Genomic DNA, 13698 nt, shown 5'->3' with positions numbered 1-13698 from the left:
TTCTAATTATCGTTAGGACGCTACAGATTAGATCGTAACCAGACCGCGTACACCCTCGGCCTCCATATTTTCGCCACGACCCTGCTGCACGATCTCTCCCCGAGACATCACCAGATACTGGTCGGCCAGTTCGGCGGCGAAATCGTAGAACTGCTCCACCAGCAGAATCGCCATGTCGCCCCGTGCTGCGAGCTGCTTGATCACCGCGCCGATTTCCTTGATCACTGACGGCTGGATACCTTCGGTGGGTTCGTCGAGAATCAGCAACCGTGGACGGCTGGCCAGTGCTCTACCGATCGCCAGTTGCTGTTGCTGCCCCCCGGACAAGTCACCGCCACGCCGTTGCTTCATTTGCAGCAGCACCGGGAACAGCTCGTAGATGAACGCCGGGACTTCCTTGGCTTCAGAGCCGGGAAACCGTGACAGGCCCATCAGCAGGTTTTCTTCCACGGTCAGTCGGCCAAAGATCTCCCGGCCCTGAGGCACGTAAGCGATGCCGGCATGCACCCGTTGGTGCGGCTTAAATGTGGTGATCGGTTTGCCTTCCCAGTTCACCGCGCCTTCTTTGGCCGGCAGCAAACCCATCAGGCATTTGAGCAGGGTGGTCTTGCCCACGCCATTGCGCCCGAGCAGGCAGGTGACTTCGCCGACCTTCACCTCAAACGTCAGGCCCCGCAGGATGTGGCTACCGCCGTAGTACTGGTGCAGCTTGTCGACTTGCAGCATGTTCAAAATTCCTTCTGTTCCACACAGAACGCTGATGTGATCGTTCCCACGCTCTGCGTGGGAATGCATCCCGTGACGCTCCGCGTCACCCGTGCGCAGGACTTGAGCCCTGCATTGTCAGCGGAACGCGGAGCGTCCCAGGCGGCGTTCCCACGCAGAGCGTGGGAACGATCATGTGTTCGCAATCTACCGGCCGAGGTACACCTCGATCACCCGCTCATTGTCCTGAACCTGTTCCAGCGACCCTTCGGCCAGCACGCTGCCCTGGTGCAACACGGTGACGTGGTCGGCGATCGAGCCGACGAAGCCCATGTCGTGTTCGACCACCATCAGCGAATGCTTGCCGGCCAGGCTTTTGAACAGCTCGGCGGTGAATTCGGTTTCGGCGTCGGTCATGCCTGCCACCGGCTCGTCGAGCAACAGCAGTTGCGGGTCTTGCATCAGTAACATGCCGATTTCCAGAAACTGCTTCTGACCGTGGGACAACAAACCCGCCGGGCGATTGACCGAAGCGGTCAGGCGAATGGTCTCCAGCACCTCGCTGATGCGATCTGTTTGTTCGCCGCTCAGACGTGCCCGCAGGCTGGCCCACACCGACTTGTCGGTTTTCTGCGCCAGCTCCAGGTTTTCGAACACGCTCAGCGCTTCGAACACTGTCGGTTTCTGAAACTTGCGACCGATGCCGGCCTGGGCGATCTGCACTTCGCTCATCTGCGTCAGGTCGAGTGTTTCACCGAACCAGGCCTTGCCATGGCTGGGGCGGGTCTTGCCGGTGATCACGTCCATCAGCGTGGTCTTGCCCGCGCCATTGGGGCCGATGATGCAGCGCAATTCGCCGACGCCGATGTACAGGTTCAAATCGTTCAGCGCCTTGAAACCATCGAAGCTGACGCTGATGTCTTCCAGGGTCAGGATGGTGCCGTGGCGTGTATTCAGGCCGGGGCCCACGCGTTGCCCGAGGCCGATGGCGTCGCGGCTGCTGCCGGCGTCCTTGTTGGGCTCCACGGGGAAAAAGGCCGGTTCGAGCATGAATTCCGCCGTCGCAGTGACTCTCATTGTTCACCTCTTTTTTTCAGCAGGCCGATCACGCCTTTAGGCAGGTACAACGTCACGACGATGAACAGCGCGCCGAGGAAGAACAGCCAGTATTCCGGGAATGCCACGGTGAACCAGCTCTTCATGCCGTTGACCACTCCGGCGCCAAGCAACGGCCCGATCAGCGTGCCGCGACCACCCAAGGCGACCCACACGGCGGCCTCGATCGAGTTGGTCGGCGACATTTCGCTCGGGTTGATGATGCCGACTTGCGGCACATACAGCGCGCCAGCCAAACCGCATAGCACCGCGCTCAACACCCACACGAACAGTTTGAAACCACGTGGGTCGTAGCCGCAGAACATCAGGCGGTTTTCGGCATCGCGCAACGCGGTCAGTACTCGGCCAAACTTGCTTTGCGCCAGACGCCAGCCAATGAACAGGCTTGCCACCAGCAACAGCACCGTGGCGAAAAACAACACCGCACGCGTCCCCGGTTCCGTAATGCCGAACCCGAGGATGGTGCGGAAATTGGTGAAGCCGTTGTTGCCGCCAAAGCCAGTTTCGTTGCGGAAAAACAGCAACATCCCGGCGAAGGTCAGGGCCTGGGTCATGATCGAGAAGTACACGCCCTTGATCCGCGAGCGGAAGGCGAAGAAACCGAACACCAGCGCCAGCAATCCCGGCGCCAATACCACCAGGCACATGGCCCAGAGGAAACTGCTGGTGCCGCTCCAGTACCACGGCAACTCGGTCCACGACAGGAACGTCATGAACGCCGGCAAGCCGTCACCCGAAGCCTGGCGCATCAGGTACATGCCCATGGCGTAACCGCCGAGGGCGAAGAACAGACCGTGACCCAGCGACAAAAGGCCGGCGTAACCCCAGACCAGATCCAGCGCCAGGGCGACGATGGCGTAGCAAAGGATTTTGCCCACCAGTGTCAGCGTGTAGGCCGAAACGTGAAAAACACTGATGGGCGATAACAGCGACAGCAGCGGCAACGCCAGCAGCAAAACAAGGATCACCGCGCCAACAGCGAGGGTGACTTTGGGGCCGGCCTTTTGTGTGGCCGTGAGCATCAGAGGCTGATTCATCAGTCGATCACCCGTCCTTTCAGTGCGAAGAGGCCTTGCGGACGCTTCTGGATGAACAGAATGATCAGCGCGAGGATCAGGATTTTGCCCAGCACCGCACCGATCTGCGGTTCGAGAATTTTGTTGGCGATCCCCAGGCCAAACGCCGCCAACACGCTACCGGCCAGTTGACCGACACCGCCGAGCACCACCACCAGGAATGAGTCGATGATGTAGCTCTGGCCGAGGTCCGGGCCGACGTTGCCGATCTGGCTGAGCGCCACGCCGCCGAGGCCAGCAATGCCCGAGCCGAGGCCGAAGGCGAGCATGTCGACGCGTCCGGTCGGCACGCCGCAGCAGGCGGCCATGTTGCGGTTCTGGGTGACGGCGCGCACGTTCAGGCCCAGGCGCGTCTTGTTCAGCAGCAGCCAGGTCAGCACCACCACAAACAAGGCGAACGCGATGATCACGATGCGGTTGTACGGCAGCACCAGGTTCGGCAGCACCTGAATCCCGCCCGACAACCACGCCGGGTTGGCCACCTCGACGTTCTGCGCGCCGAACACCAGCCGCACCAATTGAATCAGCATCAGGCTGATGCCCCACGTGGCGAGCAGGGTTTCCAACGGGCGGCCGTAGAGATGACGAATCACCGTGCGTTCCAGCGCCATGCCGATCCCGGCAGTGACGAAAAACGCCACCGGCAGGGCGATCAGCGGATAGAACTCGATGGCCTGCGGGGCGAAGCGCTGGAACGTCAGCTGCACCACGTACGTCGAGTAAGCGCCGAGCATCAGCATCTCGCCGTGGGCCATGTTGATCACGCCGAGCAGGCCGAAAGTGATCGCCAACCCGAGGGCCGCCAGCAACAGAATCGAACCGAGGGACATGCCGCTGAAGGCCTGGCCGAGCATCTCGCCGATCAGCAGTTTGCGTTTGACCTGGGCCAGACTGGTTTCGGCGGCGGTGCGCACATTGGCATCGGCTTCGACGCCGGGTTCAAGCAAACCTTCGAGGCGGGTGCGGGCCAATGGGTCGCCGGTTTCACCGAGCAAACGCACAGCGGCGAGGCGCACGGCCGGGTCGGTGTCGACCAGTTGCAGATTGGCCAGCGCCAGGCTCAGGGCGGCGTGAACGGTTTCGTCTTTTTCGCCAGCCAGTTGCTGGTCGAGGAATTTCAGCTGCGCGGGTTTGGCGCTTTTCTGCAATTGCTGCGCGGCGGCCAAGCGGGTTTTGGCGTCGGCGGCGAGCAATTGGTGGCTGGCCAAAGCGGTGTCGATCAGGCCGCGCAGGCGGTTATTCAGGCGCAGGGTTTTCGGCTGGCCATCGATGGTCAACTCGCCTTGTTGCAGGGCGTTGATCAGTTCGATACGAGCAGGATCGGGTTGCGCGGCCCAGGCTTCCAGCAGTTTTGCTTGCTGCACGGGATTGGCTGCGACGAAGTCTTCGGCGTCGCCGGCGTGGGTGGCCATCGGTAACAGCAGCGCGATGGCGAGGATCAAGCGGTAAAGGGCGGTGGGCATATGCATGGCCTTGCACAGACTAAATGTGGGAGCGAGCCTGCTCGCGATAGCGGTCTGACATTCACCATCAATGTCGACTGTCATGGCCTCATCGCGAGCAGGCTCGCTCCCACAGGGATTTGTGTCGGCCTCGGGTTTGGTGCCCGAAGCCCGACACCCAGTGGCTTTAGTTGCTCTTCACCGCATAATCCGGCTTCTTGTCATTACCCTGAATGAACGGGCTCCACGGTTGGGCGCGGATCGGTCCTTCGGTCTGCCACACCACGTTGAACTGACCGTCGGCCTGGATCTCGCCGATCATCACTGGCTTGTGCAGGTGGTGGTTGGTCTTGTCCATGGTCAGGGTGTAACCGGACGGCGCGGCGAAGGTCTGGCCGGCCAGGGCTTCGCGGACTTTGTCGACGTCGGTGGACTTGGCTTTCTCCGCCGCTTGCGCCCACATGTGGATGCCGACGTAGGTGGCTTCCATCGGGTCGTTGGTCACCGCTTTGTCGGCGCCCGGCAGGTTGTGTTTCTTGGCGTAGGCTTTCCAGTCGGCGACGAATTTCTTGTTCTGCGGGTTCTCGACCGACTCGAAGTAGTTCCACGCCGCGAGGTTGCCCACCAGCGGCTTGGTGTCGATGCCGCGCAATTCTTCTTCGCCCACGGAGAACGCCACGACCGGAACGTCGGTGGCTTTCAGGCCCTGGTTGGCCAGTTCCTTATAGAACGGCACGTTGGAGTCGCCGTTGACCGTGGAGATGACCGCTGTCTTGCCACCGGCGGAGAATTTTTTGATGTTGGCCACGATGGTCTGGTAATCGCTGTGGCCGAACGGGGTGTAGACCTCTTCGATGTCCTTGTCCGCCACACCTTTGGAGTGCAGGAACGAGCGCAGAATCTTGTTGGTGGTGCGCGGGTAGACGTAGTCGGTGCCGAGCAGGAAGTAGCGCTTGGCGCTGCCGCCTTCCTCGCTCATCAGGTATTCCACCGCCGGAATCGCTTGCTGGTTGGGTGCCGCGCCGGTGTAGAACACGTTCGGCGACATCTCTTCGCCTTCGTATTGCACCGGGTAGAACAGCAGGCCGTTGAGCTCTTCGAACACCGGCAGCACCGATTTACGCGACACCGACGTCCAGCAACCGAACACCACCGCCACCTTGTCCTTGGTCAGCAACTGCCGGCCTTTCTCGGCGAACAGCGGCCAGTTCGATGCCGGGTCAACCACTACAGGTTCAAGCATCTTGCCGTTCACGCCGCCCTTGGCGTTGATTTCGTCGATGGTCATCAACGCCATGTCTTTGAGCGAGGTTTCGGAGATCGCCATGGTGCCGGACAACGAATGCAGAATACCGACCTTGATGGTCTCGGCGGCCTGGACCGTCCAGGCCATGCCCATCGCGGCAATGCTTGCCGATAGTGTGAAAGCCTTGATCAAACTGCGACGCTTCATTGTGCGATCTCCATGAACGTTAACGTTTTTTATGGTTGGCAGATGCGGACGACTGAAGGCTGTTTTGCAAGGGCTGTGCCCGGTCGGGGAAGGGCAAGGAAATGTCGTATTAGAGCGGTTGCGCGGTGTGGGCGGCGCACCATGAAGGATCGCGATTGGCGCGTTGGTGCGAAGAGGTGCGCCACATTGGGGCGCAGATATTGCCTGGCTCCTGTAGGAGCGAAGCTTGCTCGCGAAGATGGTGAGTCAGTCACAAGAGTATTGAATGTGCCGCCGCCATCGCGAGCAGGCTCGCTCCCACAGTAGATGTGTGTCGTACGCGGAATCTGTGGACGACGATAATCCCTGTGGGAGCGAGCCTGCTCGCGATGAGCGATAACGCGGTCTACACCGGGTCGACGTTATCCAGCGCCCGGTTCACCGCCAGCTCCGCCAGCATGATGCTCTGCTGAATCGCCAACACCGTATAACGCAGCGGTCCGATCAGGTTGTTGGCGGAATCGCTGGCCAGGACACTCGCTGTGGCCAACGATTCACAGGCATGGGCCAGGAGGCTTTCGGTGTCCATATTCGGGGCGACGATGAACATGGTGCTGGGGCGGCGGGGTTTTTCGGTGTAGGGCGCCGGGGGATCGAGGTAGTAGTCGAGGGCGCGTTTTATGGCTTCGCGGTCTTTGAGTAATTCTTCGGTGCGCGAGGCTTCGGCGTTGGGGGTGGTGGTATTGAAGGGTGGGTCTGGTACGAGTTTCTTATTCATTGAAATGTCCTCTAATCAGTTGAAGCCATCACTCGTCGTTTCTCACGCGACGGAGTGGTGGCAGCTATGTGCGGAGTGAGAAACCGGTAGAGGATCAAACCCGGCCGGACCGAAGTCCGCCCGCACACAGCCGCCATAGAGCATTGCAGGCAGCGGATAAGCTGTCGGCGATTATGGTGGTACTGGCGATGGATTAAAACCTCTTCCGGGCTCTCACACCCGATCGCTGAGTTTTCAGCGACAGCCCAAGACTAGAGGCCTCGCGTCCGACGAACAACCTGAAAAAGGCGTGGGAAAGTTCCGTGTTTTGACACATCCGTTAAACATTCAACAGCGGAACGCGGAGCGTCCCTGGCGGCGTTCCCACGCGGGAGCGTGGGAACGATCATCCGGGTATGCAGAATCGCAAACCCCTGTGGGAGCGAGCCTGCTCGCGATAGCGGTTTGTCAGGCTCGGTGATGTTGGATGTGCCGCCGCCATCGCGAGCAGGCTCGCTCCCACAGGTTCGGTGGTGTGTCAGCGGCGGCGCATCAGGCCGATGAAGAACAACCCGCCAATCGCCGCAGTGGCGACGCCGATGGGCAAGTCTTCCGGGGCGATCAGGGTACGTGCGGCCACATCCACCCAGACGAGGAACAGGCTGCCCAACAAGACGCACACCGGCAGCAATCGCCGATGTTCTGCCCCAACCAATCGCCGCGCAATGTGCGGCACCATCAGCCCGACAAACCCGATAGACCCACTGATCGATACCAACACCCCGGTCATCAACGAGGCAATCAAAAACACCCGCAGCCGCACGGTGCGAGCATTCAGGCCGAGGGTCACGGCGGTCTGTTCACCCGCCATCAACGCATTCAACGGTCGGGCCATGCCCAGCAGCAACACCAGCCCGAGCAACACACTCGCGGCGGGTACGGCGAGCAATTCCCAACGCGCCAACCCGAGCCCGCCAAGCATCCAGAACATCACCGCAGAACTGGCGCGGTGATCACCGAGAAACAACAGCAAATTGGCGATCGCCATCATCACGAACGACACCGCCACGCCGCACAACAGCAGCCGATCACTGTCCAGTCGCCCATGACGATTGGCGATCATCAGCACGATCAACATGCTCAACAACGCGCCGAGAAACGCGGCAATCGGCAAGGTCAGCAACCCGACAATTTCACCGACATGCAGCACCACGATCACCGCGCCGAGGGTCGCGCCGGAGGTCACGCCGAGCAGGTGCGGATCAGCCAATGGATTGCGCGTTACCGCTTGCAGCACCGCGCCAATCAACGCCAGGCCGGCGCCCACCAGCGCGCCGAGCAACATGCGTGGCACGCGGATCAGCCAGACGATGTGTTCCTGGCCGGCAGTCCAGTGCGGAACACCGAAACCAAAAAACTTGTGCAGCAATATCCGCCAGACCACCTCCACCGGCACCCGCGCCGGACCAAAGCCCAGCGATACCACACACGACACCAGCAACAGCGCGCCGAGGGCGATCAGCAACAAGGCATAGCGACGATCGATCATTCGCCGTGGAAACCCTTGGCCAGGGTTTCGACCGCCAGCACGTTGTCGATCCCGGGCGTAGCCTGCACGTACGGTATGACGATGAAGCGCTGGTTCTTGATCGCGTCCACCGATTGCAGGGCCTGGTTGCTGCGCAGGAATTGCTCCTTCTGCTCAGCGGTGACTTCGCCGTAATCGACGATCACGATCACCTGCGGATTGCGCTCGACCACGTTCTCCCAATTCACCCGGGTCCAGCTCGCCTCGACGTCGTCGAGAATGTTGCGCCCACCGGCGGCGTCGATCAGCGCCTGTGGCATGCCGAGGCGCCCGGAAGTCATGGCCCGGTCCTCACCGCTGTCGTAGAGAAACACCCGAGGTTTGTCCGTCGGCAGATCCTTGCGGATGTCGGCGACTTGCGCCTGCATTTGGGTGATCACGGTGTTGGCGCGGTCCTGCACGTCGAAGATTTTCCCGAGGTTGCGCAGGTCGTTGTAAGTGTCTTCCAGACTGGCCGGCGGGCGCTTCATGACGAAGGCGCAGGACTCGGTGAGTTCGTAGACGTTGATGCCCAGCGGTTGCAGGGTTTGCGGCGTGAGATCGCCGCCGACGCGCATGCCGTAATCCCAACCGGCAAAGAAGAAATCGACGTTGGCGTTGAGCAGGGTTTCCACCGACGGGTACTTGGCCGCGAGCTCCGGCAAGCCATCGAGGATGGTCTGCATCTCGGGCGTCACCGACTTCCAGCCCGTCACGCCGCTATACCCCGCCATCCTGGGTTTGAGACCGAGGGCGAGCATCATCTGGGTCATGTTGATGTCATGGCTGACCGCGTGTTTCGGTGCTGCCTTGAAGGTGACTTCGCGGTTGCAGCTCTGGACGGTCAGCGGGTAATGGGTGGCCTCGGCCAATGCTTGGGCGCTGCCCAGCAACAGAGCGACGCAAAACAGGGAACGCAAAGTCATGGTTGGGTTATCCAGGTGATTCGTGGGTAGCCGTGCAAGGGATGGTCATCGATCAGGGCGTCGACGCCGAACACGTTGTGCAAAAGTTGTGCGGTCAGGACTTCTTTGGGGGGGCCGCTGGCCACAATGTGACCGTGATTGATTACGTACAGCCGATCGCAGAAAGCCGCTGCCAGATTGAGGTCGTGAATACTCGCCAGCGTGCCGACTTGCAGGCGTTTGACCAGTTGTAACAGCTCCAGCTGATAGCGCGGGTCGAGGTGATTGGTCGGCTCGTCGAGGATCAGCAATTGCGGTTGCTGGGCCAGGGCGCGGGCGAGGATCACACGCTGTTTTTCACCGCCGGAAAGGGTGGCGAAGGCGTGGTCTTCGAAGCCCTTGAGGCCGACCGATTCGAGGGCGTTGGTCGCGAGTTTTCGGTCTTCAAGGGTGTCGCCATCGAACAGGCCTTTGTGCGGTGTGCGGCCCATGGCGACCACTTCCTCGACGGTCAGGCCGAAGGCATCGGGGAATTCCTGCAACACCACGGCGATGCGTTGCGCGCACCAGCGTGAGGATTGCTTCCAGACGTTGTGATGGTCGAGTTTGACCTCACCGCTTTCCGGTTTGCTGAAACGATAGGCGCAACGCAACAGGCTGGTTTTGCCGCTGCCGTTGGGGCCGATCAACCCGACGAACTCACCGGCAGCCACGTGCAGCGATGCGTCACGCAGCTGGAACTGGTGATGGCAATGGCCGTGGCCCAGGGGTGTCCAGGCGAGGTTCGTGAGGTTCAGCGAGGTCATGCGTGTTCTCTTGAGATTTTTGGTGCTGCGGATGGCGCCATCGCGAGCAGGCTCGCTCCCACAGGGACCGCATAAAACCTGTGGGAGCGAGCCTGCTCGCGATGGGTGCGACACGGTTTAAAACTGATACTCCGCGGTGACGGAAAACGATCGCGGTTCGCCGAGGATCCACTGCTGGCCCTCATTGTATTGGCTTTGCGCGTACGCGCATCTCGCCTGTTTCATGACGAAGCTGAAGTGGATTCAGTTTGCTGGCTCAAACGCGATAGCAGCACCCGATCCACTACCCACACGACAATCAACGAAGCCCCCACCAACGGAAACATCACCGCCAGCCCGAACATGATGACCATCGCGGTTTTCCACTTCGGCAGATCATGACGCAGCGGCGGCACGCCGAATTTGCCCTGCGGGCGGCGCTTCCACCAGATCACCACACCGCTGACGGCGCTGAGCAAAATCATCAGGCAGATCAGCAGCACGATGATCTGATTGAACGGGCCGAACATCTTGCCTTCGTGCAGCATCACGCCGACTTCCGTGGCCCGGGCGACGTTGCTGTAATGCTCCCAGCGCACGTCGGCGAGGACGTCGCCGGTGTATTGGTCGATATGCAGGGTGGCGTCGTTGCGCGGGTCGTCGGCGAACACCGCGATAGTGAACACGCCGGTGGCCGTGGTGGGGAAGGTGATGCTGTAGCCGGGTTCGACCTTGCGTTGCACGGCGATGTTTTGCACGTCTTGCAGGCTGATGGTCGGCGCCGCCGGACCGGCCTGTGTGCCGGTGTGAGCCATGTGTTCAGCGTGGTCGCCGGACATCGGCATCGGCGTGTTCTCCATGGCCCAGGGCACGGTCTGGCGCGTGGCGCTGTTGAGGCTGCGGGCTTCGACGTCGGACTTGGGCACGTCATTCCACATGGCGACCGGAAAGCGGTTCCAGAGGTCGGCGTATTGCTTGCCCCAGAACCCGGTCCAGGTCATGCCACTGAGCAGCATCACCAGCAAGAACGCCGCGCCCCAGAACCCGGTTACCGCGTGCAGATCACGCCAGAGCACGCGGCCACGACTGTTCAAACGCGGCCAGAGAACCCCGGCGGACTGGCCGCGCGGCCACCACAAAAATACCCCGGAGACCACCAACACCACGCCCCAACCGGCGGCCAGTTCCACCAGTCGATCCCCGACAGTGCCGATCATCAATTCGCTGTGAATCGAGCGCGCAATCGCTTGCAGATTCTTCTTCGCGTCTTGCTCGCCAAGGATGTCGCCGTGGTACGGATCGATGAACACGTTCAGTTCATGACCTTCATTGATCACCACAAATTGTGCACTACGCTCGGCGTTGACCGGTGGCAGGTACTGCTTGATCCGGTCTTGTGGATACGCCTCTTTCACGCGTTTTAGCAGGTCGTCGGCGGTGACTGTGTGATGAGCGGCCGGGACGTTCAGCAGGCTGCCGTACATCAACGGATCGAGTTGCGGTTTGAACAGGTAGATGATGCCGGTCAGGGCCAGCATGACCATGAAGGGTGCGACGAACAGGCCGGCATAGAAATGCCAGCGCCAGGCCAGGTTGTAGAAATTCGGTTTGGGGTGTTTCATCAGGAACGCTCCGCTAGGCTTGGATCTTTTAGTTGTTTGTTGCGGTTGCTGCGCAATCGATCGCGAGCAGGCTCGCTCCCACAGATTCAACACTGTCCATGTGGGAGCGAGCCTGCTCGCGATGCTCTTAAAAGCTCATATCAACCTTGGTCCAGAGCGTGCGCCCCGGTTCGTTGATGGCTTGCGGATCATTGGCCGGGAAGCCGAAACCGGCGTTGCCCGCCAGGTTCAAGTGTTCGGCGTAAGCCTTGCCAAACAAATTGTCGACGCCACTGCTGACCTTCCAGTTTTTGTTGATCCGGTACGCGCCGTTGAGCGAAAACACGCCAAAGCCCGAGCTTGTGTCGAAGTCTTTGCCGACCACGTTGCCCTTGTTCTGGTCGATGCGGTTCTGCGCCGCGACCACCCGCCACAGGGCGCCGGCGCTCCAGTTGTCTTCGCTGTAGGTCAGGCCGAAACGTGCATCCAGCGGCGGCATTTGCGGCAGGGCGGTGCCGTCGCTGCTGTTCTTGCCCCAGGCGTAGGCCAGGGTCGCGTCGGCTTTCCAGTGGGCTGTCAGCTTGTAGGCCGCACCGAGTTCGCCGCCCATGATTCGCGCGTCGATGTTCTCGGCTTGTGAGGTGGTGCCCATCATCCCGGGCGTGTAGTTGAACAGGATGTAGTCACGCACCTGGCCGACGTAACCCGAGGCCCAGGCTTCGAGGTCTTCGGTCTTGTATTGCAGGCCGAAGTCGAACTGGGTGGTTTTTTCCGGTTTGATCGAGTCGAACGCATTCACTGAACCGGCAGGGCCTGAGTTGGGTGAAAACAGCTCCCAGTAATCCGGGAAGCGCTGGGCATGACCGAGGCCCGCGTACAGCGTGGTCGGACTGTCGGCCAGGTCATGTTCGTAACGGACGAAACCGCTCGGCAGCGTATCGGCGCGGGTGTCGTCGGCCGTTGGGTTCGAGCGGGCCATCATCCCGGAGCCGATGGTCTGCCGGTAATCCTTGGCCGAGGCGCGATCCAGTCGTGCACCGGTGATCAGCCGATCACGGTCGGCGGCGTACCAGGTCAGTTCGCTGAACACGCCGTAATTGTGGAAGTCGGCGTCCTTGTTGCGTGGCACATCCTTGTAAGTGTCGACGCCCATGGCGCTGCGTTGGCGGTGTTCGTTGTTCTGTGCATCCAGGCCACTGATCAGTTGCACATCGGCCCAGCGCCAAGTGGCTTTGATTCGCGCACCGAGGGTTCGACGGTCGACGTTAGAGGCCATGGGGCCGGCCATCATCCCGGTGCCGGACGGTGTGCGCAGGGTGTAGTTGTCCATCACGTGGTCAGCGTAGTTGTAGTAGACCTGCGCCTCGACTTTATCCAGTACCTCACCGATGTTTGATTGTTCGAAGCGCAGGCCCAGGCTTTCGCGCAAGAACTGCGAACCGTCCATGCCGCGCCCGGCGTAACGGGCTTCGCCATCGCCTTTGCCGGCAGTCAGCTCCAGCAGCGTGTCGGTGCTCGGGGTCCAGCCGACAGCAACGTCGCCGTTCCACTTGTCATAGCGCGAAGGCACGGTGTCGTTGTCGCCGTCCTTGTAGTCGTTGGAATGCGCGGTGTTGCCGATCACCCGCACGTAACCCAGCGGCCCGCCGGCAGCGGCGTCCACCACTTTGTCGAAGCGGCCGTTGGAACCGGCCAGCACGCTGGCGTTCACCCGGGTGCCGAGTTCGCCGAAGCTTTCCGGCTCGCGGTCGAACAGGATGGTGCCAGCCGATGCGCCGGGCCCCCAGAGCACGGTTTGCGGGCCTTTGATGACGGTCAGTTTGTCGTAGGTTTCCGGTGAAATGTACGAGGTTGGCGCGTCCATGCGGCCGGGGCAGGCGCCGAGCATCATGCTGCCGTTGGTGAGGATATTCAGGCGCGAGCCGAACATGCCGCGCAGCACCGGATCGCCGTTGGTGCCGCCGTTGCGTACCAGCGCGAAACCGGGGATGGTCTTCAGATAATCGCCACCGTCGCTGGCCGGCACCGGTTGGCGCGGGTCCTTGGGGTTGGTGACGATGGTCAGCGGCGAACTTGGCGCGATGGCAGTGATCACCGTCGGGCTCAGTTCTTCGGTGTGGCCTGTGTGTTCATCGGCCAGCACCATCGGTGTCAGCAGCAAGCCGCAAAGGACGGCGGTGGCCTGCCTGAAACGAACGCAGGATTGGTTCAGGCCAAGAGAAGCCTGGGCAGTGCCCAAACGTGTGTCAGCAGAAAACCTGGACATGACAATTTCCATCGAACAGTCGTAAACGACACGGCCGGCAGCCTGC

The 13698-nt window shown here is 61.1% G+C and carries 11 protein-coding genes; all 11 read right to left on the bottom strand.

Annotated features, from left to right (window positions below):
- Nucleotides 1–27: 27 nt before the first annotated feature.
- Nucleotides 28–726: an urea ABC transporter ATP-binding subunit UrtE gene (gene urtE / locus QMK51_RS25365; RefSeq protein WP_007907370.1), complete on the bottom strand. Its 699-nt coding sequence runs from the start codon at nucleotides 724–726 to the stop codon at nucleotides 28–30.
- Between the two features lie 186 nt (nucleotides 727–912).
- Nucleotides 913–1782, bottom strand: a complete 870-nt coding sequence (gene urtD, locus QMK51_RS25360) for an urea ABC transporter ATP-binding protein UrtD (RefSeq protein WP_258697769.1) — start codon at nucleotides 1780–1782, stop codon at nucleotides 913–915.
- Nucleotides 1779–2858 carry an urea ABC transporter permease subunit UrtC gene (urtC, locus tag QMK51_RS25355; protein ID WP_320392390.1) on the bottom strand — a complete coding sequence of 360 codons (1080 nt, stop codon included), beginning with the start codon at nucleotides 2856–2858 and terminating at the stop codon, nucleotides 1779–1781. Before urtC ends, urtD begins: the two co-directional genes overlap by 4 nt.
- On the bottom strand, nucleotides 2858–4360 hold the full coding sequence (urtB, locus tag QMK51_RS25350) for an urea ABC transporter permease subunit UrtB (RefSeq protein ID WP_320392389.1): 1503 nt from the start codon (nucleotides 4358–4360) through the stop codon (nucleotides 2858–2860). Before urtB ends, urtC begins: the two co-directional genes overlap by 1 nt.
- Nucleotides 4361–4526: 166 nt before the next feature.
- Entirely contained in the window at nucleotides 4527–5792 is a 1266-nt protein-coding gene (urtA, locus tag QMK51_RS25345) for an urea ABC transporter substrate-binding protein (protein ID WP_258697766.1), read from the bottom strand.
- 385 nt (nucleotides 5793–6177) lie between these two features.
- Entirely contained in the window at nucleotides 6178–6549 is a 372-nt protein-coding gene (locus QMK51_RS25340) for a DUF6124 family protein (protein WP_320392388.1), read from the bottom strand.
- A gap of 517 nt (nucleotides 6550–7066) precedes the next feature.
- Nucleotides 7067–8077, bottom strand: a complete 1011-nt coding sequence (locus tag QMK51_RS25335; RefSeq protein ID WP_320392387.1) for an iron ABC transporter permease — start codon at nucleotides 8075–8077, stop codon at nucleotides 7067–7069.
- Entirely contained in the window at nucleotides 8074–9021 is a 948-nt protein-coding gene (locus QMK51_RS25330) for an ABC transporter substrate-binding protein (RefSeq protein ID WP_320392386.1), read from the bottom strand. Before QMK51_RS25330 ends, QMK51_RS25335 begins: the two co-directional genes overlap by 4 nt.
- On the bottom strand, nucleotides 9018–9806 hold the full coding sequence (locus tag QMK51_RS25325; protein WP_320392385.1) for an ABC transporter ATP-binding protein: 789 nt from the start codon (nucleotides 9804–9806) through the stop codon (nucleotides 9018–9020). The genes QMK51_RS25330 and QMK51_RS25325 overlap by 4 nt, the downstream gene beginning before the upstream one ends.
- 221 nt (nucleotides 9807–10027) lie before the next feature.
- Nucleotides 10028–11407, bottom strand: coding sequence for a PepSY domain-containing protein (locus tag QMK51_RS25320; protein ID WP_320392384.1), 1380 nt, complete (start codon nucleotides 11405–11407; stop codon nucleotides 10028–10030).
- A gap of 127 nt (nucleotides 11408–11534) precedes the next feature.
- Nucleotides 11535–13652, bottom strand: coding sequence for a TonB-dependent copper receptor (locus QMK51_RS25315; protein ID WP_320392383.1), 2118 nt, complete (start codon nucleotides 13650–13652; stop codon nucleotides 11535–11537).
- Nucleotides 13653–13698: the final 46 nt, after the last annotated feature.

The sequence above is a fragment of the Pseudomonas sp. P9_31 genome, assembly GCF_034008235.1.
GTDB lineage: Bacteria > Pseudomonadota > Gammaproteobacteria > Pseudomonadales > Pseudomonadaceae > Aquipseudomonas.
The sequence above is the reverse complement of the archived record's forward strand: the minus strand, read 5'-3'. Positions and strand labels throughout refer to the sequence as shown.

Coding starts and splice junctions, on each gene's coding strand:
- QMK51_RS25325 (WP_320392385.1), bottom strand. CDS start 9,806: ATGACCTCGCTGAACCTCACGAACCTCGCCTGGACACCCCTGGGCCAC.
- urtE (WP_007907370.1), bottom strand. CDS start 726: ATGCTGCAAGTCGACAAGCTGCACCAGTACTACGGCGGTAGCCACATC.
- QMK51_RS25320 (WP_320392384.1), bottom strand. CDS start 11,407: ATGAAACACCCCAAACCGAATTTCTACAACCTGGCCTGGCGCTGGCAT.
- QMK51_RS25340 (WP_320392388.1), bottom strand. CDS start 6,549: ATGAATAAGAAACTCGTACCAGACCCACCCTTCAATACCACCACCCCC.
- QMK51_RS25315 (WP_320392383.1), bottom strand. CDS start 13,652: ATGTCCAGGTTTTCTGCTGACACACGTTTGGGCACTGCCCAGGCTTCT.
- QMK51_RS25335 (WP_320392387.1), bottom strand. CDS start 8,077: ATGATCGATCGTCGCTATGCCTTGTTGCTGATCGCCCTCGGCGCGCTG.
- urtD (WP_258697769.1), bottom strand. CDS start 1,782: ATGAGAGTCACTGCGACGGCGGAATTCATGCTCGAACCGGCCTTTTTC.
- urtC (WP_320392390.1), bottom strand. CDS start 2,858: ATGAATCAGCCTCTGATGCTCACGGCCACACAAAAGGCCGGCCCCAAA.
- QMK51_RS25330 (WP_320392386.1), bottom strand. CDS start 9,021: ATGACTTTGCGTTCCCTGTTTTGCGTCGCTCTGTTGCTGGGCAGCGCC.
- urtA (WP_258697766.1), bottom strand. CDS start 5,792: ATGAAGCGTCGCAGTTTGATCAAGGCTTTCACACTATCGGCAAGCATT.
- urtB (WP_320392389.1), bottom strand. CDS start 4,360: ATGCCCACCGCCCTTTACCGCTTGATCCTCGCCATCGCGCTGCTGTTA.